Consider the following 20,599-nt stretch of genomic DNA (forward strand, 5'->3'; position numbering starts at 1 on the left):
TATATTTTATGCAATGAAAGCACTCCTGGCGACATATATTAAACTAAATACGCCGGGGGTGTTTTGCGTTGAAAAAGCGAGGGATAGAAATCGGAATGGCAGTTCTCATGCTGGTCTGCTTTTATATTCTGTCAAGGGAGGCAGCAGAGGCAACGGAGAAACTGAAAGATGTATCAGGGAATATACAGGCCGGACAGGTGATTCTGGTAGATGCCGGGCATGGAGGAATTGACTCCGGGATGGTAGGAATAGAGGGACTTAAAGAGAAGGGAATCAATCTGGAAATAGCAATAAAACTGAAAGCAGTTCTTGAGAAAAGGGGCTTTACGGTTATGATGACCCGGGAGGAAGATAAAGGCCTTTATAAAGATAATACACAAAATATGAAAGCGCAGGATCTGCAAAATCGGATTGCAATGATAAAGGAATATGCACCGGTGCTTTCTGTGAGCATCCATCAGAACAGCTACAGTGATCCCCAGGTAAAGGGACCACAGGTATTTTATTATGCGGATTCTGAAAACGGAAGAAATCTGGCTCTGGCAATCCAGGAAGAACTGAATCGACAGCTTTCAGTTGCACGTCCACGTGAAGCGAAAGGAAACAGGACCTATTATCTGCTGAAAAGAAGCCCCAGTGTGATCAATATTGTAGAGTGTGGATTTCTGACAAATCCGGAAGAAGCACAGCTGTTAAAAAAAGAAGAGTATCAGACGAAGATTGCCATGTCTGTGGCAGACGGTATTGATACATATCTTGCCAGCCAGGAAGAACACGAAAAAAATTGAAAAAAATGTGAATAGCCTTTTCACAGGAAGGCTATTCTGCTATACTTTACGTGAATTGAGGAGAATCTTATGTTTGGAATCTTTTATCTTATATTATGCGTGTTAACAGGAATGGAAATGGCGGGGTGTCTGTTTCCGCAGCAGATAACTGAAAAAGGAAATCGGATATGGGTGATCCTTCCGGCGGCTTTTGGAACGGGAGTTCTGATGCTGACTTGGGCAGTATATGTGGTTTCCTGGATGTTCAGTGTATGTGCGGGAGCAGAACATCCTCTTTTTTATGGAAATATTATTGTGATGTCGGTGACTGTGCTGTGTCTTCTTGGAATTTTCATCCGGAAGCGAAAAAGAACAGAAAAAATGTTTCCGGTATCGGAGAAGATGATCAGTAGAAAATGGATCCTGCGAAAAGAAATTTTACTTTTTGTGGTTCTGACGGCGTTTGTAACAGTAATGATGTTTTATGTCTTCCATATGAAAGACGGTCTTCTGTATTCGGGATTTTCCGTGTATGGTGATTATGCACCTCATACCGCAATGATGAGATCTTTTTCCAGAGGAAATAATTTTCCTACGCAGTATCCGCATTATGGAGGGCAGGACGTAAAGTATCATTTTATGTTTCAGTTTCTGGTAGGAAATCTGGAATATCTGGGGCTTCGGCTGGATCTGGGATATAATCTGGTAAGTATCATGTCTCTTTCCGGTTTTCTTATGGCCCTTTATGGAATCAGTTATCGGATGTTCCGGAGTTTCTGGGCCGGTGCTGCTGCTATGGTTTTCTTTTTCTTTCGCAGCGGAACTGCGTTCTGGCAGTATCTGTGGGAAAATGCGAAAGCAGGGAATCTTATCCAGGCACTGAAAGAGAACACAGCGTTCATTGGTTATACCACAAATGAAAACTGGGGATTATGGAATTTTAACGTATATCTCAATCAGAGACATCTGGCATTCGGGCTTCTGATCGTTGCAGTGGCTGTATGGATCTTCATGGACTGGGTAGAGGCTGGCTGCGGACACAAAGAGCATGGCTGGCTGTGGATCAGAAAACGTATTTTCTCAAAAGAAGCATGGGCATTCCGAAATGTGGAAATTGCAATTTTGCTGGGACTGTTCCTGGGTCTGACCGCTTTCTGGAATGGAGCTGCACTGATCGGGGGACTTTTGATCCTGGCTGGTTTTGCTGTATTTTCTGATGGAAAGCTGGATTATGCGGTGTGTGCGGCGCTGGCGGTATTCTTTTCGGAACTGCAGTCGAAGATTTTTGTGTCAGGAAGTGTGATGTCCCCTTCCTTTTACTGGGGATTTCTGGCAGAGAACAAGAGCATTTCAGGGGTACTCTGGTATCTGGTGGAGATCAGTGGATTTTTCTTTGTAGGACTGGTCGTGGCATCTGTATTTTTTAAAAGAAATGAGAGAGTGGTACTGGGGGGCTTTTTGCTTCCGGCAGTATTTGCGTTTGTGGTGTCCCTGACCCCGGATATCAATGTGAACCACAAATATATCATGATCTCCTATGCATTTGCGGCAGTGCTGTGGGGAGGGATACTCCGAAGCATATTTTTCGAGTTCAGAAAGAAAAGAATAAAATGGGCAGGCGCGGCCGTCTGTATTATTATGAGCATCTGTCTGACTGCAACCGGAGTTTACGATTATGTGATCATTTTGAGGGATAATGATTCCGGACACAGAATGACAGTAAACATGGAAAGCAGTCTTACAGACTGGCTTTCTGAAAATCTTGGGAAAAATGATCTTCTTCTGACCCCGGAATATACGATGAACGAGGTTACAATGTCTGGTGTGATGATCTACTGCGGATGGCCGTATTACGCCTGGTCGGCAGGATATGATACCAATTACCGCGCCGGACAGGCTGTGCTCATCTATACGACAGATGATCCGGAGATACTGAAAGCGACTGTGAAACAGGAGAAGATCACGTATATTCTGTTTGAGGACAACATGGAATTTGAGCAGCAGGAGTGTCGAGAGGATGTCATCAGGGAGACATATCCGCTGGTGTATACCTCGGAAGATGGGAGAATAAGAATCTATGAAACATGACAGCTTATATATCATTATGCCGGCATACAATGAAGAAAAAAATATCGGGACAGTGATCGAACAGTGGTATCCGGTCGTGGAGAGGATCGGAGGAGAAAGCCGCCTAGTGATCCTTAATGATGGAAGCAGAGATGGCACTTATGAAATGATTCGGAAATATCAGAAAAAATACGAGCGTCTTATCGGGATCGACAAACCAAATGAAGGACACGGGGGAACTATCCTCCGAGGATATCATTATGCAGTGGATGCCGGAGCGGATTATATATTTCAGACCGATTCCGATGGCCAGACACTTCCTGATGAATTCTGGCAGTTCTGGAAAAAGCGTAAAACATGCGGGTTACTGATCGGTTACAGAAAAAAAAGAGAAGATGGTTTTTCCAGGCTTTTTGTGACAAGAGTGCTGAGACTGGTACTGTTTCTGACCTTTGGGACATGGGTAAAAGATGCGAATACACCGTATCGTCTGATGAATGCGAAACAGTTGTCGAAAGTGCTGAAAAAGATCCCGGACGGATTTTTTCTTTCCAATGTTCTGATGACGGTAATTTATGAGAAGCATCATCTGCATGTGGAGTATATACCGATTACATTCCGTCCGCGTCAGGCAGGTAAAAATTCTATTAATATGAAACGCATCATAAAGATCGGCAGACAGGCATTTGGAGATTTTATCCGCCTTCGCCACAGAATCTGATACAGGAGGAAGAACGATGAAAATACAAATCAGAAAAATACTTCCGGAATCCATTGCGGCGGTAATTCTGATCGCACTTTCCGCATATCTCCTCGGAGGAGATGTGTGGACATTCTGGACCTGGTGGCTCCTTGCACTGTTTATGGGAATGGTTGCCATGCCAGTGACGGGAAGACTTTTTGAGGGATTTGAAGATAAAGGATGGCTGTTTTCAAAAGCACTGGCGATTGCAGTAACCGGATTTTTAACCTGGTTTCTGGCGGCAGTAAAACTTCTTCCGTTTACAGCTGCAACCTGCATAGGAGTATCTGTGATCTGCGGGATCTTCTGCGCCATTCTTTTTCATGTACAGCTGAAAAAGGGGATAGAATGTTACCCATCCGGAAAAATCCAGCTGATTGTTCGTGAAGAACTTCTTTTCTTCGGAATTTTTCTTCTCTGGACTTATCTGGCGGGATTCCGTCCACAGGCATATGGAACAGAGAAATTTATGGATTATGGATTTATGGAGGCGATGATGCGCAGCAAAACACTTCCTGCCCGTGATCTGTGGTATTCTCAGGGAACCATTAATTATTATTACGGAGGGCAGTATTTTGCGGTATTTCTCACGAAGCTTACAGGAAGCAGAGTAGAAGTAACCTACAATCTGATGCGTACTTTTGTAGCCGCTTTTGCATTTGTATATCCGTTTTCCCTGGTAAGACAGATGGCAAAGGACAGATTGTACGGACGCATGTCTGGGATAAAAAAATATCTTCCGTCACTGGCTGGAGTGACAGGTGGAATTGCGGTTTCCATTGCAGGAAATGTGCATTACATTGTATATCGCTGCGTGCTGCCTCTGATCCATAAAATTCAAGGAGTGGCAGAAACTGCCAGCTACTGGTTCCCGGATGCAACCCGATATATCGGTTATAATCCGGTGAATGAAAGTGACAAGACCATTCATGAATTTCCATGTTATTCCTTTGTACTGGGGGATCTTCACGCTCATGTGGTCAATGTAATGTTTGTTACCTTTCTTGTAGGGATGCTTTATGCATGGATGAAAAAAATCCGAAGTGCAGGTCCGGAACCGGAAAAACAGGATGTCAGGGATTTCTGGCTGAAGCAGCTTCTGATGCCGCATATCCTTCTGGCCGCAGTTCTTCTGGGAATGTTCCAGTGGACAAACTACTGGGATTTTGTGATTTATTTTGTTGTGACAGGCGGTGTCGTTCTGATCGCAAATATTATTCGATTTGAGGGGAAAGTAACCAGGATTCTGGCAGTAACAATTGCTCAGGCAGTGGAGATCATTGCGGTTTCCTATCTTGTGATCTTACCGTTTACTCTGAAATTTGAAACCATGGTTCAGGGAGTGGCTCTTGCACAGCATCATTCTCTGTGGTACCAGCTTCTGATCCTCTGGGGACTTCCGGTGTTTCTTACTGTGCTTCTGATCATCTCTGTTCTTACAGAAAAACTGAAAGGAATGAAGCACAAGAGCCTGTACAGACTTCTGGAGGCAGTTTCGGCTCCGGATCTGTTTGCTGTGATCATGGGACTTTGTGCGATTGGATTGATCCTTATTCCGGAAATTGTTTATGTAAGGGATATTTATGAGAATGGTAATGCGCGAGCCAACACCATGTTCAAACTTACCTATCAGGCATATATTCTGTTTGGGATGACTATGGGATATGGGATTTACCGGATGCTTGTAGTATCGAAGCAGAAAATCATCCGGATCTTTTCCGGTATTGGCCTTTTTGTGCTGATCTGGACGGTAGGATATTTTGGAAATGCTGTGCACTCCTGGTTCGGGGAGGTATGGAATCCTTCAAATTATCAGGGATTGAATGCTACTACATTTCTGGAAACAGATTTTCCGCAGGATGCGGCGGCAATCCGCTGGCTGAAAGATAACATTGAGGGATCGCCTGTGGTGCTGGAAGCTAATGGAGACAGTTACACAGGATATGAGAGAGTTTCGGCCACCACAGGACTTCCGACAGTGCTTGGCTGGTATGTTCACGAATGGCTTTGGAGAAATAATGTGCCGGATCTTAATGAGAAGAGTGCTGATATTCAGACAATTTATACTTCCACAGATGAAGAAAAGGTGAAGGAACTGATACAGCGATATGATATTTCGTATATCTTTGTAGGCGGACAGGAAAAAGAAAAATATGGCACAGAGCTGAATGACAGTCTCCTCCAGAGTCTTGGCAGTATTGTCTTTGAAGATGATACATCAGGAACTTATATTGTGAAAGTGGAGCAGGATTGACAATTTTTCCATAACAACGCTATAATAAAGTAACTATATGTATGGCAGCGAGAGGAGGATATTATGAACAGAATTGACAGGCTTTATATGGAAATGATACGTTACTATCAGGGTGACCCGAAGCATATTCAGCACTTTGTAAAGGTTCACAGCTTTTCAAGGCTGATCGGACAGGGAGAGGGACTGGACGAAGATACAATGTATATACTGGAAGCTGCAGCCCTTGTTCATGATATTGGAATCAAGGTTGGAATGGAGAAATATGGACGGTCTGACGGAAAGACGCAGGAAGCAGAGGGACCGGCAGCAGCCAGGGAGATGCTTACACACCTTGGATTTAAGGAGCAGGTGATCCGTAGAGTGGAATATCTGGTGGGACATCATCACACCTATAAAGACATTGACGGGCTGGATTATCAGATCCTTGTAGAAGCGGATTTTCTTGTAAATTACTTTGAGAACGGACTTGATAAAGAGCACATTAAAAAAAGTGCAGAAAAGATATTTAAGACAGAAACCGGTAAAAAAATTGTAAAAGAGATGTTTTTCCCGGAAGCTTTTCAGAAATCAGAGACCTGGGCACAGGATGCGCTGCAGGATCTGGAGGATTTTATTGAAGAACAGGGGATTTATATCAGACAGTAATGGAGTGTAAGATGAAAGCAGAAATAGCAGTTATGACAGCGGAAAATATAGACAGGGATGCGATAGCCAGAGGTGGCGAGATCCTGAAAAAAGGAGGTCTCGTGGCATTTCCGACAGAGACGGTATACGGCCTTGGAGGAAATGCGCTGGACCCGAAGGCATCCATGAAAATATATGCGGCAAAGGGCAGGCCTTCTGATAATCCTCTGATCGTACATATTGCGGATATTCATGATCTGGATAGGATTGTTACAGAGGTTCCCGAAAAAGCAAGGATCCTTGCAGAGAAATACTGGCCCGGTCCGCTGACTATGATTCTGCCGAAAGCAGATATCGTACCAAAAGAAACGACAGGCGGGCTCGACAGTGTAGCGGTACGTTTTCCAAGTGACCGTATCGCACAGGAACTGATTCTGGCGGCAGGAGGATATGTGGCAGCGCCAAGCGCCAATACTTCCGGAAGACCAAGTCCCACCACAGCAGGACATGTAGTGGAGGACCTTGGAAATGCCATTGATATGATCATTGATGGTGGACAGGTAAATATCGGACTGGAATCTACGATCGTGGATTTTACAGAGGAAGTGCCGGTTGTCCTGCGTCCGGGATATATTTCGCTCGAAATGCTGCGTGAAACGCTGGGAGATGTCCGGATGGATAAGGGTCTGATCAAACCGGACAGTAAGGTACATCCGAAGGCTCCGGGAATGAAATACCGTCATTATGCCCCAAAAGCAGATCTTGCGATCGTGGAAGGCCCGGACGAGAGAGTGATCGCAGAGATTGAAAATAGAGCGCTGGAAGCGGAGAAAAATGGAGATACAGTGGGAATTATCGCAACCGATGAAACAAAAGACAGATATTCCCATGGAATCATAAAAAGTATTGGAAGCAGAGAACAGGAAGAAACCATCGCACATCATCTTTATGAGGTGTTGCGTGATTTTGACAGCTGTAATGTAAGTGCCATTTATTCTGAGGCATTTTTTACACCCAAAATGGGACAGGCGATCATGAACCGCTTACTGAAGGCGGCTGGTCATAAAATTATTAATGTTGAGGAGGAAACAAAATGATAGCACTGGGATGTGATCACGGCGGGTACGAGCTGATGCAGGAGGTCAAAAAACATCTGGAAGAGAGAGGACTGGAGTATAAAGATTTCGGATGTAATGGCCCTGAATCTGTAGATTATCCGGTTTACGGAAAAAAAGTTGCCGAGGCTATTGTAAACGGTGAATGTGAGAATGGTATTCTGATCTGTGGTACAGGAATCGGAATTTCCATCACGGCAAACAAGTTTAAGGGAATCCGTGCAGCACTTTGTACGGACTGCTTTACAGCCGAGGCTACCAGACTTCATAATGATGCCAATATCCTTGCTATGGGAGGACGCGTGGTAGGTCCTGGACTTGCTCTGAAGATTGTGGATACATTTCTGGATACCCCGTTTTCCGGCGATGAGCGTCATATCAGAAGGATCAATATGATCGAGGACTAAGCTTATGGATAACAAAGGACAGAAACGGCAGGGATATCTTTCCTGGGATGAATATTTTATGGGTGTTGCCATGCTTTCCGGCATGCGCTCCAAAGATCCTCATTCACAGGTTGGTGCCTGTATTGTAAGTGAAGACAATAAGATCCTGTCAATGGGATATAATGGCTTTCCCAAGGGATGTTCCGATGATGAATTCCCGTGGGGAAGAGAAGGGGAGCCACTGGATACCAAATATCTTTATGTGACTCACAGTGAGCTGAATGCCATCTTGAATTACAGAGGCGGAAGCCTGGAGGGAGCAAAGCTTTATGTATCACTGTTCCCGTGTAATGAATGTGCCAAAGCCATTATCCAGGCAGGAATCAAAACAATCGTGTATGACTGCGACAAATACGCAGATACACCTTCAGTGATCGCATCAAAAAAAATGCTGGATGCGGCAGGCGTACGGTATTATAAATATAACCGGACAGATCGGGAGATTACGATCAAGGTGTAAAAAATAACAGAAATAAGAAAAAAATAGCAGCTGGACACCGGATGTATATATCATCAGGGTTTCAGCTGCTGTTTTTATGTGTATTTAGAAGAGCGGATCATCTGACCCGGATAAATCTGCGGGAGATATTTTCTGCGGAAACTTCAGGCATACTTTAAAGAGATCACCGTCCAGATAAAGCTCAAAAGTTCCACCCTGAAGCTGAGTCAGGCTCTGGGCAATGGACAATCCAAGTCCGCTGCCCTCTGTATTTCTGGCAACATCGCCGCGGATAAAACGTTCGGTCAGTTCTTCGGCAGGGATATTCAGAGGCTGTGCAGAAATATTTTTCAGAGTAAAGATAACCTGATCATGTTTCAGAAGTACTTCGGCATAGACTCTTGTATTTTCCATGGCATATTTCAGGATATTGCCGAAAAGATTTTCAAGAATACGCCACATACGTCTGCCGTCGGCAGAGATCATGGCCGGAGTATCCGGGAAATGCGTCATTAACGTCAGATGCCGGTCTGACAGACGTTCTTCAAATTCTCCCATCACCTGATAGAGCATTTCCACAAAATTGATATCAGTCATCTCCAGAGTCAGATTTCCGGTGCTTGCTTTGGAAGCTTCCACCACATCTTCTGTAAGACTTTTCAGTCGGTGAGCTTTTGCGTCCAGGACTTCCAGATATTTCAGGACTTCCGGATCTGTAAAATTTTTTCGTTTCAGAAGATCCACGTAATTGATGATGGAAGTCAGTGGTGTTTTCAGATCATGAGAAACATTGGTAATAAGTTCTGTTTTTAAGCGCTCATCTTTCAGACTTTTTTCTACGGCAGCATCCAGGCCGTCACCGATACGGTTGATATACTGGGCCATTGTTTTCTGATCTCCATGAAGCTTTTCTTTCGGGATCTTGTAAGAGAGTTCTCCATCCGTGATCCGCTTCAGACCATCAAGGAGAAGTTCCCGGCCAAGGGCTGTTTTGTAGACGAAGAAAAGTGCACCAAGATCCAGAAGAAAGAGAAGCAGAAATATCACAAACCAGCCATCAGATGCAGAAACCAGGATACTGAGGAAAAATTCAAGAAAAAGAAATATGCCAAGTGCCAGCAGCATACGGATCCGGCTGATGGTGTTTCTGGAGAAAAATTCGATCAGTTTACCGGCTTTCTGAAGGCACAGAAAGAGAAAATGCAGGCATTTGCGAAGCAGGCTGTTTTTCCAGAGGGTGTGTGCCTTGACTCTGCGGATCAGGCTTAAGTAACCGGTCCAGAACAGGCAGGAAATCAGAAAGATGATTATTCCAATGATGATCATGGAAGCGATATGGTTACTGGTGTTATACTGCAGATTTAGCCCTGTGGTTAATATGCCAAGTGCCGGGATACATACAAGTACTGTCGCTATTTCGGTATAGATCCGGTCAAAAAAGTTCAGATCCGGTTGCGTATTGCCTGTATTGGAGTTATCGGAATTCCTTCTTCCTGTATGGACAGTAAGCCAGATAAAATCTGCGATAAAGAGAAGAAAGCTGATCACGGAGATTACAGCAGCCGGAATAAATAAAGTACGGTAAGTCTGAAAATACTGTTTCGCAGTCCGGATGGAATCATATGCAGGAAGGCTGGTGTCTTCAATCCAGGCAAGGAAACTGCAGTTTTCATCATATGTGGAGTTTCGAAGGCAATCGATCCAGTTCCCCACAGAGGGGCTTGCAGCTGCGGAAAGGTTCAGATTTGTAAGACCGCCCTGAGTATCTTTTTCATCTCTGGCAGTGTCATTGACATTAAGGAGCACATAAGGCTTTTTGATTGAAAAACCGGAAATATGAGTCAGATCGGAAGTATAGCTGGCATCTGTGTTTGTGAAGATTTTTTTTGATATATTATCCGTATAGGCATAACGGATATTGGATTGCGCACTGTTGTATTCATCCAGTGCCTGAGAGGCCACAGTCCAGTTGGAAAAAAGCTCCCGGGCATTAGCAAGCTGCTCAAAGGCATCGGTCAGAGTTCCTTTGAATCTTCTGTTTTTTGATGAAGTGGAATTCATATAATCCAGAAGACTGTCATATCCTTCCGGTGCACAGGGAATTTCAAGGCTTGGAGTGAGCATATCTGCCACATCGGTGTAAACTACATTTCCATTTTTGCCGGTAATGTTTTTCAGAGGTTCCTGTGACTGAATTCCTTCGTCTGTATATTCAGCTTTCAAAGAAGAAAGAATCCGTTTTGTCCAGTCATTGTGGGAAATTCCTTCGGATTTCAGAGCACCTGGAGTGGCGTTTAACTGCAGGGTTCCATTTTCCAGAGCTTTTTTGAAATCAGAATAGTACATATATTTTGTTTCGCCTTCCGGGGTGGTGAGCCCCAGGACGATCCAGTCATCATTGGAAGTGATAATCTGCGAGCTCCATTCCTTAAGATCGTTGAAGGAGTAGGCAAGTCCGGAAGTGTTTTTAAAGGAGAGAGAATCTCCGTTATAAAGTTCTCCGAGATCAATGTATGCGCTTTCGGCTGTTTTATCCAGGATTTCCCTGGCAGAGATTCCGGTCAGGATCGCAGAAGCTTTTGAGTAGAAGTTGTCAGCAAAAGCAGAAGTCTGGAAATAATCTTTTGTTTTCAGATCATCCACAGAGTCCATCTGGATACCCGCCCGAATCACCAGTGTCGCTGAAAAGAACATGATCAGAGGCAGGATCAGAGCAAGGACAAGAGCAGGAATTCCCATGAGCGATCTGCTTTTTCCTACAGGTTTGTTTGTATTCATAATACCCCTTTCTGAAGTGCGAAGACTTCATGTACCGGATGGTTTACCGGCTCAGTTTTTCGATTTTGTAACCCAGTCCCCAGACAACTTTCAGATAACGGGGTTCTCTGGGATTGATCTCGATCTTTTCACGGATATGGCGGACGTGGACAGCTACTGTGTTGTCTGCTGCCAGAGCGTCTTCATTCCAGATACTTTCATAAATCTGTGTTGTGGAAAAAACACGTCCGGGATTTTTCATGAGAAGAAGGAGAATGTTATATTCAATAGGTGTCATACGTACAGGCTCGCCGTCTATCAGAACTTCTTTTTTATCGTCATTTACAGTAAGTCCGCCAGTTGTATAGATATGTTCTGATGTGGCAGATGCGGCTGAACCAAGCTGTGTGTATCGACGCATCTGAGATTTCACTCTTGCGATCAGTTCCAGCGGATTGAAAGGTTTGGTGATGTAGTCATCCGCACCGATGTTAAGTCCGAGGATTTTGTCCGTGTCCTCAGATTTTGCGGACAGGATAATAATAGGCAGCGGATTGCTTTCCCGGATCTTCACGGTTGCCCGGATCCCGTCAAGACGGGGCATCATTACATCAATGATAAGAAGATCCACTTTTTCTGTATGGAGGATATCCAGGGCTTCCTGCCCGTCATAAGCTTTCAGAATGTGATATCCCTCCTGTGTAAGATAGATTTCAATTGCCTCCACGATGTCTTTGTCATCATCGCAAACAAGTATGTTAGCCACTTTTTTGTACCTCCCTGATGTTCTTAGAATAGCAGCCGGAAATTAAGACGAAAGGGGTAAATTCTTAAGATTCCATGAAATCTATTGTACTATATCACATAGGGAGTGTAAATAAAGCGCATGGATTGTTTGTGAAATGAGAAACTCATAGTATGCACAGCAACTCTCAAAAAAATATGAAAGTACAGAACAAACATTCGGTTTACCCTGTACTTTTTTTATATAGGATGATATACTGAAAATATAACCATACTAAAAGAAAACTACCTTAATTTTGGATAAATGAAATTTGATTAAAACAGGAGAAATCACATGGATCATTTCAAATTACACTCCGAATACCAACCCACCGGCGACCAGCCTCAGGCAATCGAGAAACTGGTCAGGGGATTTAAAGAAGGCAACCAGTTTGAGACTTTGCTTGGTGTCACCGGCTCCGGTAAGACCTTCACCATGGCGAATGTCATTGCCCAGTTAAACAAGCCAACTCTGGTACTTGCCCATAATAAAACACTGGCGGCACAGCTTTACGGCGAGATGAAAGAATTCTTCCCGGAAAACGCAGTAGAATATTTTGTCTCCTACTACGATTACTATCAGCCGGAGGCTTATGTCCCGTCCACAGATACCTACATCGCTAAGGACGCATCCACTAACGATGAGATCGATAAGCTCCGTCTCTCCGCTACAGCAGCCTTATGTGAGCGCAAGGATGTGATCGTGGTTTCGTCGGTATCCTGTATCTATGGCTTAGGTGCACCTCAGGAGTTTTTTGATATGATGATCTCTCTTCGCCCTGGAATGGAGAAGGACCGTGATGAGGTTATCAAACAGCTGATCGATATCCAGTACACAAGAAATGAGATGGATTTTCATAGAGGAACTTTCCGCGTGCGTGGCGATGTGCTGGAAATCTTTCCAGCTAACTCTACAGACCGGGCAGTGCGTGTGGAATTTTTTGGCGATGAGATCGAGCGGATCACAGATATCGATGTGCTTACCGGTGAGATCAAAAGTGTGGAAAGCCATGCGGCGATTTTTCCGGCGTCCCATTATGTTGTGCCTCAGGAGCAGATCCGTCGTGCAGCAGATGCCATTTTGGAAGAGATGAAGCAGCAGGTGGAATACTTTAAAAGTGAGGATAAGCTGATCGAGGCTCAGAGAATTGCGGAGCGTACCAACTTTGATGTGGAAATGATGAAGGAAACGGGATTCTGCTCCGGGATCGAGAACTACTCCAGGCACCTGACAGGGCTTGCACCGGGGCAGCCACCGTATACACTGATGGATTACTTCGGAGATGATTTTTTACTTATTATAGATGAGTCCCATAAGACAGTTCCCCAGGTTGGCGGTATGTATGCCGGTGATCAGAGCCGTAAACAGACACTGGTGGATTACGGCTTCCGACTTCCGTCTGCCAAGGATAACCGTCCATTGAGCTTTGATGAATTCGAGAACAAGCTTGACCAGGTAATGTTTGTATCTGCGACACCGGGAGAATATGAATATGACCATGAGCTTCTCCGCGCAGAGCAGATCATCCGTCCTACAGGGCTTCTTGATCCGAAGGTGGAGGTGCGTCCGATCGAAGGACAGATCGATGATCTTGTAGCAGAAGTAAATAAGGAAATTGAAAAGAAAAATAAAGTCCTGATCACGACCCTGACCAAACGTATGGCAGAGGACCTTACCGATTATATGAAGGATCTGGGAATCCGTGTCCGATACCTTCATTCAGACATTGACACTCTGGAACGTGCGGAAATCATCCGCGATATGCGCCTGGATGTGTTTGATGTGCTAGTCGGGATCAACCTTCTGCGAGAAGGACTGGATATTCCGGAGATCACGCTGGTAGCGATCCTGGATGCAGATAAGGAAGGCTTCCTTCGTTCGGAAACATCCCTGGTACAGACTATCGGCCGTGCTGCCCGGAACAGCGAAGGCCATGTGATCATGTATGCAGATAATATGACAGAATCCATGGAAAAAGCAATCTCGGAGACAGAAAGAAGGAGAGCGATACAGGAGGCTTACAACAGGGAGCATGGCATCACTCCAACCACGATCAAGAAGGCGGTCCGTGATCTGATCGCTGTTTCGAAGAAGGTGGCAGAGACAGAAGTGAAGCTTAAAAAGGATCCGGAATCCATGAACCGAAAAGAACTGACGAAGGTGATCGCTCAGGTAGAGAAGCAGATGCGTGCTGCGGCAGCAGACCTGAATTTCGAGCAGGCTGCTGAGCTGAGAGACAAGATGCTCGAATTAAAAAAGAATTTGGAAGAATTAACGGAATAGGCTGCGAAGCAGCTGACAGTACAACACCCCTGGCTGTTACAGCCAGGGGTGTTGCCGGGTATGCTCGATCTGTTTTTAGGAAAAGCTTATTTTGTAGTTGAAAAGCCCAGGGAGCGCAGGGTGATGCCGGAGCCCTTGAGAAGATCAGCCCAATATGGAACAGCCATATCCAGAGTGTCATTTGCAATTTCGGAAGCATCTTTTTGTGTCAGGATCTCATAAGGATCTGTAAGCTTGGAAGAACTGATCCTGGGAGCGGCCTCTGTAACACAGACTGTGCCAGGCAGAATTGCCGATTCTGCCGGAAGCATGGCCAGTACAAAGACTGTTATCAGAGATATCAGGATTTTTTTCCATTTTTTCATAGCGATCCCTCCTTCGAAAAAATATGATGGTTCTCTTTATTGATTGATTATAAGTAAAATTCCGGAGAAGGGCACTGGCATTTGTGCCAGTAACTTTGTTATAAAGAAGAGAGGAAGTTATGTATGCTGTTCCCGATAGGCGGAAGGTGTGATCCCCATTTTCTTTTTGAAACTGGTGCTGAAATAATATTGATTGGCATAACCACATTTCAGGCTGATCTCCTTCAGACTCATAGTAGTCGTAGTCAGGTAACGGGCGGCTGCGGAAATTCGCTGAGATGTGATAAAGTCACTGAGACTGATTCCCTGATTTTTTTTGAAAAGAGCACTTAAATAAGCAGGGCTTACATTGGCAGAGGCAGCAATATCATTGAGGCAGAGCGTATTGTCAGTGTAGTGCTCGTTGATATAGGAAATCACCAGTTCACAGAGCTTCTGGTGATAATCATTCATGGAGGAATCAAGCTTCCGACATAAAAGATGGCACAGATCCTTCAGCCATTGACATAGCTCTTCCGTATTATGAAACTCATTTATGTGGTTGTAAACATACAAAATTTTAGCTTCAAGGTCATACGTATCCAGATTTAATTCATAGAAAAATTTCAGGATCCGGCCAAGAAGAGAATAAATCTGTATGAAAGCGAAATTCTTTGTGCGAAATTTCTGAGTGAGCCAGTCGGAAAAATTCTGAAACCAGAGATCTATGGCAGCGGTATCCTTTTTGCAGAGAAGCCGGATCAGTTCATCCTCCTTTGTATCTGAAAAATCTGCAACAGACAGATCGGAACCCAGAGCCTCTCTTCCGTCAAAGATATTCTGATGCGGGAAAAAGAATCTGTATTCCAGTGCATGTACGGCGCTTTTATAAGAATGGTTCAGGTTCCAAAAATCCTGGACAATTGTTCCAATGCCTGCGTTGAGAGAAAGGCCCAGTGGCTGGCAGGCATCTGCGATTGAGGAAATAAGTCCGCTGGTAAGCTGGCGGAAGCTGTTGGACTGACAGCCGCTGTGTCCCAGAATGCACAGATAGCCATCCATATCCGGGAGAAGATACACAAAATCAAGAGAAGCGGTTTCCTCAGTTATCAGATCCTGAAGGTTGAAAAGCTCCATCTGAAACTTTTCAATCCCGTAAACAGCTTTTAGATCCGGAGCATTTTCAAGCTCCAGAATAACAACTGCATAAAAATCATAATTCAGCTCCAGATTCAGATACTTAAGATAAGGCTTCAGTCGGTAGGCTGCTTCAGAAGACGGAAGGTGTGTGATCTCGCGGAAAAACTTTTCCGTAAGAAGAGGCCTGCTTTGCTTCAGAAGCTGGAGATTTTTCTGTTCCTTTTCCATCAGTGCAAAAGCGTTTTTTACCTTCTGGATAAGATAGGCATAATCCAGCGGCTTTTCGATATAATCCAGAGCACCGAGGAGCAGAGCGCGTCTTGCATATTCAAATTTATCATAGGCACTGATCAGGATGATCTTCACCATAGGATTGATCTCAAGAGCTTGACGGCTCATGGAAATGCCGTCAAGATCAGGCATTTCAATGTCAGAAATGATCAGATCTGCCGGTTCTTTTTTCATGGCTTCGATAGCAGAGGTTCCATTGTAGCAGACATGGATGATCTCTGCATTCAGTGTTTCCCAGTCTATGTTTTTTTCGATACCTTCTGCAGATAAGTAATTATCATCTACGATCATTATTTTTTTCATCGATATCTTCCTCCATCTGTTCGAATTCAATGGTGACGTATGTGCCGTTTCCGGGGTTGCTGCGGATCCTTACGGAACCGTTTCCGTATAATGGGTTGGAAATACGGGAACTTACGTTGGAAATTCCAAAATGCTTCTCATAATCAATAACATTATGCTCAATAGCATGGCGCAGCTGTGCAAGGGTTTCAGAGTCCATGCCGGCACCGTTGTCCTCAATGGAGATCACAACCGTATCATCGCCATAAAGAACATGGATCGAAATGAAAACAGCTGGTGTGCCCGAAGAAATCCCGTGCAGAATGGAATTTTCGAGGAATGGCTGAAGTGTAAACTTGCAGATCAGGAAATTTTCGATTCCATCTTCTGCTTCGATTTCCCAGTCCAGATTATCTTTATGACAGAGCTTTTCCATTTCCAGATAAAGCCGGGCAATTTCCAATTCATCTTTAATAGGAATAAGTTCCTTTGATTTACGCAGGGTAAGACGGTAAAAGGCAGTCAAATCTGCGATCATCTGATCAGCAATGTCAAGCTTTCCAAGGGACTGGCAGGTACGGATCGATCCCAGGATATTGTAAAGAAAATGCGGATTGATCTGTGACTGGAGCAGCTGGTATTTCAGACGTTCTTCGTTTACGGAAAGATTTACAATGGATTTCAGGTTTCCGGCTATTGTGTGCTGCATATCTTCAAAGGTGATGCCCAGTCTGTCAATCTCATCATACCTGGAAGGATCATCCGGGTGGGGAACAGTAACGATAGATAGATGTTCCGGGTCATGTCCCAGCTGAAAGGCTTCCATTGCATAGGAAAGTGCAGTGATCTTCCGGGTAAGATTTTCGGAAAACAGGATAACGATGATAACAGTAAGGGGCAAAAAAATAAGGACAGTGATCAGTAAGGCACGGATCAGGATGTGCGTATTGCCCTGAATATAGCTTTCCGGGATTTCGGTAACATGGAGCCAGCCATTGCTTAAGGTGCAGCAGTTATAGTATTTGTCGCCGCTGTGAAAAGAAGAATCTGCATTTTCTTTGAGTTTCTGAAACTGTGCTTTAGAAATTCCGGATAAATTCAGTGAGGATGTATTTTTTGCTGCAATCTCTCCGTGATCTGTGAGAATGTAGCTGTATATGCGGGAATCCAGAGCAGCAGGCTGCAGATAAGTGGTAAGCTCTGAGGTGTCCAGAGCAATGCCGTAGGCGTATTCCAGAATACCGGTGGCCTGATTTTTCAGTGCCCGGACGCAGAGGATCACATCGGCGGATGATTTTTTTGTGGACAGTATTTTAGGCAGCGGCATATTGGAAACCGGTATCCAGACAGAGGAAAAGCCTGAACCGGAAACAGTATTTTTATCCAGACCATATGCAGAAAGCTCATCTGTGGAAAAGAAGTACAGGCCTTCTTTTGAACCGAGCTGAGCGGGCTGCAGAAAAACATATATATGGAAGAAATCGAATGTGGATTTATACAGCGAAATATTGTTTTTTACAGCGGTGAATTTTTTCAGTGCATCTACCTTATTAGAGGAAGGCTGATTTAGGGAGTACATTTGAAACTGTATGGTATCTGCTACATTTTCAACCTGACCAAGGCGGTCGTTCAGCTGAGAGACCAGCTGCTTGTCAGTCATTACGGCAGAATCGATGATACGATCTCTGGCAATGTTATAGGAAATGTGATAGCTGATGAAGGTCAGGGAAATCAGAGGTACCATAGTTGCGATCAGAAATGCGAGCAGGAGCTTATAGCGAAATGAGGAAAAACTGGGTGGGATACATTTGTGGAATTTCATAGTACATATTCTCCTTTATGTCAAAAACAAATTAATGAAACCGAATTCAGCTGTGAAAAAAGCCGTTACAAATATAGATTATATAAAAGGATTATAAAAAATTAACAACAAAAATACAAGAGAACGAAAAATAATATAAATAAATCATAAAATATTGTATTTAGAATGAGGGGGCTCTCTGGTATCCTTAAACCATCAAAAACAGGTGTGGACAAACACGAAAATGTCCAGAAAGGAAGAAAGATATGAAGAAAAAAGTAATGAGTGCAGTTTTGGCAGCAGCGATGGTTGTGGGTATGGCAGGTAACGTGGTTACTGTTTCCGCAAAGGAAAAATATGATCTTACCTTATACAGCGTCAACACCACAGACCCGGATTTTGAGGACTGGCTTGCAAATGTGGAAGATGCCACGGGCCTGAACATTAATGTAATTGCGGCACCTACAGATACAGATACCCGTCAGCAGAAGATCACTACAATGCTTTCCACAGGAGATACTTCCGTGGATGTCATTGAGATCAACGATGAGATGAGCGCGGCATTTAAAAATTCCGGATGGCTGGAAGGACTGAATGATACAGTAATGACAGATGATATCATTGATCAGTTTGCTCAGGGATATGTAAAGGATATGATCACAGATAAGGACGGAAACATCGTCGGTGTTCCAGGCTATGCAGGATATCTTGCATTCTGGGTAAATCAGGAGATCATGGATGAGGTCGGAATCAAGTCCATTGATACAAAAGAGGACTTCATGAAGTATATGAAGGCTGTTTCCAAGGATGGAAGATTCGGTTACGGCGGTTCCTGGGAGAAAACTTATGCATTTAACGAGCTTGCACAGTTTGTAAACATGTTCGGCGGCGATTATTTTGACTGGACCAAAGAGGAAAACAAGGAAGCAGTTCAGTTCCTCCATGATCTGGTTGCTGATAAAGAAACCTCCATTGAGCAGATCGCTGATAAATATGAGCAGATGAATCCGAAGATCAATGACGGAAAATACGGATGCTGGTTCATGTGGGGCCTTGGAACCGATTATGCAAAGGCAGATATGCTTGGCGCAGATAAGATCCACATGGAAATGGTACCGGATTTCAGCGGTAAGGGAGAGCGTGCGATCTTTACAGATTCCTGGAGCTATGTTCTGAACAAAGCATCCAAGAATAAAGATGCAGCTGTGAAATTCCTCCAGTATATGGCTGATGAAGGCGGAATGGAAGCTTCCTATAAAGCATTTGACAGATATCCTGCAAGAAAGGATGTTGCAGAGAAGGTAGTTCCGGATTCTGACCCGGCAAAAGAAATGTACAGCAGATATGCAAATGAATGCAATGTACAGGGACGTCCGATGGTGGCACAGACAATGGAATTTATCAGCGATATGGGAACGATCTTCCAGTCCTGTATGAAAGACGAGATCACAGTTGATGAGTTCTGCAAGAAGGCTCAGGATGTGGTAGATATGTATAATAAGTAAAAGATATAAAAACAGTAATGTAAAGCAGGGATAAAAGTCTGCTTTACATTGCTTGATGAACAGGGAGGAAAGTTCCATGACAATAAGCAAAAAAAATATGAAGTGGATACCATGGCTTTTGATCCTGCCGGTTGTACTGATTCGAGGCTTTACAACAGTATATCCCATTCTGATGACTGTGAAAAACAGCTTCTTTAATATCAGTATCCTTGCAGGTATCAATGAATTTATAGGCTTCAAGAATTACCTGAAGGTATTTTCTGATCCTAAAGTGCTCACATCGATCAGCTTTACGGCAATATTTGTGGTTGCTTCCATGATCCTGCATGTAATCCTCGGAGTTATCCTGGCACTGATCCTGAATATGAAATTCAAAGGCCGCCGTTTTCTGAGGACCATCGTGCTGATTCCGTGGGCTATGCCTGCAGTAGTAGCCGGTATGGCTGCAAAATGGGCATTTAACAATGATTATGGTCTGATCAATGATTTTATCCGCTGGTTTGTACCGGGATACCAGAATAGCTGGCTGATCAATACAGGTACTGCAAGAGCAGCGGTAATTGCAATGGACCTGTGGAAGGATCTTCCGTTCTTTGCAATCCTTGTACTTTCCGGACTTCAGTTTATTTCCGGCGATATCTATGAGGCAGCAAAGGTAGACGGTGCAAACGGGATCCAGAGCTTTTTCCGGATCACACTTCCGCTGATCGCAAAAAATGTCCTGACTTTATGTATTCCGTTCACACTCTGGAGACTGACAACCTTCGATCTGGTTTATTCCATGACATCTGGAGGCCCTGGAGAGGATACTGCGCTGATCGCATACAGAATCACAACAGAAGCATTTACAAATCTAAACGTAGGATATGCTTCGGCGCTGGCTATGCTGCTGTTTGTTGTAATGGCGATCTTCAGCTGGCTGAATATACGTGTTATGAATAAGTTTGACAGTTAGGGG

The 20,599-nt window shown here is 44.2% G+C and carries 16 protein-coding genes; 11 read left to right on the top strand and 5 right to left on the bottom strand.

Features of this window, described 5'->3' with window-relative positions:
• The first annotated feature begins 68 nt into the window (after positions 1-68).
• The 8 genes from GPK81_RS00280 to GPK81_RS00315 all read left to right on the top strand — a co-directional run bounded on the left by GPK81_RS00280 (position 69) and on the right by GPK81_RS00315 (position 8,475).
• Positions 69-788, top strand: coding sequence for an N-acetylmuramoyl-L-alanine amidase (locus GPK81_RS00280; protein ID WP_243003857.1), 720 nt, complete (start codon positions 69-71; stop codon positions 786-788).
• A 69-nt stretch (positions 789-857) separates the two neighbouring features.
• The gene (locus GPK81_RS00285) at positions 858-2,855 is read left to right on the top strand and encodes a hypothetical protein (RefSeq protein WP_215706336.1); all 1,998 of its coding nucleotides are present in this window, start codon (positions 858-860) and stop codon (positions 2,853-2,855) included.
• Positions 2,845-3,555: a glycosyltransferase family 2 protein gene (locus GPK81_RS00290; RefSeq protein ID WP_021976689.1), complete on the top strand. Its 711-nt coding sequence runs from the start codon at positions 2,845-2,847 to the stop codon at positions 3,553-3,555. The genes GPK81_RS00285 and GPK81_RS00290 overlap by 11 nt, the downstream gene beginning before the upstream one ends.
• A 16-nt stretch (positions 3,556-3,571) precedes the next feature.
• On the top strand, positions 3,572-5,830 hold the full coding sequence (locus GPK81_RS00295) for a DUF2298 domain-containing protein (protein WP_215706337.1): 2,259 nt from the start codon (positions 3,572-3,574) through the stop codon (positions 5,828-5,830).
• A 63-nt stretch (positions 5,831-5,893) separates the two neighbouring features.
• Positions 5,894-6,475: an HD domain-containing protein gene (locus tag GPK81_RS00300; protein ID WP_021976687.1), complete on the top strand. Its 582-nt coding sequence runs from the start codon at positions 5,894-5,896 to the stop codon at positions 6,473-6,475.
• Positions 6,476-6,486: 11 nt separating this feature from the next.
• Positions 6,487-7,551, top strand: coding sequence for an L-threonylcarbamoyladenylate synthase (locus GPK81_RS00305; RefSeq protein WP_215706338.1), 1,065 nt, complete (start codon positions 6,487-6,489; stop codon positions 7,549-7,551).
• On the top strand, positions 7,548-7,976 hold the full coding sequence (gene rpiB / locus GPK81_RS00310) for a ribose 5-phosphate isomerase B (protein ID WP_021976685.1): 429 nt from the start codon (positions 7,548-7,550) through the stop codon (positions 7,974-7,976). Before GPK81_RS00305 ends, rpiB begins: the two co-directional genes overlap by 4 nt.
• Positions 7,977-7,980: 4 nt before the next feature.
• Positions 7,981-8,475: a deoxycytidylate deaminase gene (locus GPK81_RS00315; RefSeq protein ID WP_021976684.1), complete on the top strand. Its 495-nt coding sequence runs from the start codon at positions 7,981-7,983 to the stop codon at positions 8,473-8,475.
• An 84-nt stretch (positions 8,476-8,559) separates the two neighbouring features.
• Here GPK81_RS00315 and GPK81_RS00320 read toward each other — a convergent pair whose 3' ends face one another.
• Both GPK81_RS00320 and GPK81_RS00325 read right to left on the bottom strand, forming a co-directional pair.
• Complete coding sequence (locus GPK81_RS00320) at positions 8,560-11,232, bottom strand: sensor histidine kinase (RefSeq protein WP_215706339.1); 2,673 nt, start codon at positions 11,230-11,232, stop codon at positions 8,560-8,562.
• A 43-nt stretch (positions 11,233-11,275) separates the two neighbouring features.
• Positions 11,276-11,977 carry a response regulator transcription factor gene (locus tag GPK81_RS00325; RefSeq protein WP_021976682.1) on the bottom strand — a complete coding sequence of 234 codons (702 nt, stop codon included), beginning with the start codon at positions 11,975-11,977 and terminating at the stop codon, positions 11,276-11,278.
• 312 nt (positions 11,978-12,289) lie between these two features.
• Between GPK81_RS00325 and uvrB the strand changes: the two genes are divergently transcribed.
• Entirely contained in the window at positions 12,290-14,278 is a 1,989-nt protein-coding gene (gene uvrB / locus GPK81_RS00330; protein ID WP_215706340.1) for an excinuclease ABC subunit UvrB, read from the top strand.
• An 86-nt stretch (positions 14,279-14,364) separates the two neighbouring features.
• Here uvrB and GPK81_RS00335 read toward each other — a convergent pair whose 3' ends face one another.
• The 3 genes from GPK81_RS00335 to GPK81_RS00345 all read right to left on the bottom strand — a co-directional run bounded on the left by GPK81_RS00335 (position 14,365) and on the right by GPK81_RS00345 (position 18,157).
• Positions 14,365-14,643 (bottom strand): hypothetical protein, encoded by a 279-nt coding sequence (locus GPK81_RS00335; protein WP_215706341.1) that lies wholly within the window; start codon positions 14,641-14,643, stop codon positions 14,365-14,367.
• 117 nt (positions 14,644-14,760) lie between these two features.
• Positions 14,761-16,356 carry a response regulator gene (locus GPK81_RS00340; protein WP_252196562.1) on the bottom strand — a complete coding sequence of 532 codons (1,596 nt, stop codon included), beginning with the start codon at positions 16,354-16,356 and terminating at the stop codon, positions 14,761-14,763.
• The gene (locus tag GPK81_RS00345) at positions 16,331-18,157 is read right to left on the bottom strand and encodes a sensor histidine kinase (protein WP_252196563.1); all 1,827 of its coding nucleotides are present in this window, start codon (positions 18,155-18,157) and stop codon (positions 16,331-16,333) included. The genes GPK81_RS00340 and GPK81_RS00345 overlap by 26 nt, the downstream gene beginning before the upstream one ends.
• 245 nt (positions 18,158-18,402) lie before the next feature.
• Here GPK81_RS00345 and GPK81_RS00350 point away from each other — a divergent pair, with 245 nt between their 5' ends.
• Both GPK81_RS00350 and GPK81_RS00355 read left to right on the top strand, forming a co-directional pair.
• Entirely contained in the window at positions 18,403-19,641 is a 1,239-nt protein-coding gene (locus tag GPK81_RS00350; RefSeq protein ID WP_215706342.1) for an ABC transporter substrate-binding protein, read from the top strand.
• A gap of 76 nt (positions 19,642-19,717) precedes the next feature.
• Positions 19,718-20,596, top strand: coding sequence for a carbohydrate ABC transporter permease (locus tag GPK81_RS00355; protein WP_215706343.1), 879 nt, complete (start codon positions 19,718-19,720; stop codon positions 20,594-20,596).
• Positions 20,597-20,599 lie beyond the last annotated feature (3 nt).

The sequence above is a fragment of the Blautia sp. MCC283 genome (assembly GCF_018785565.1).
In the GTDB taxonomy this organism is placed as follows: domain Bacteria; phylum Bacillota; class Clostridia; order Lachnospirales; family Lachnospiraceae; genus Blautia_A.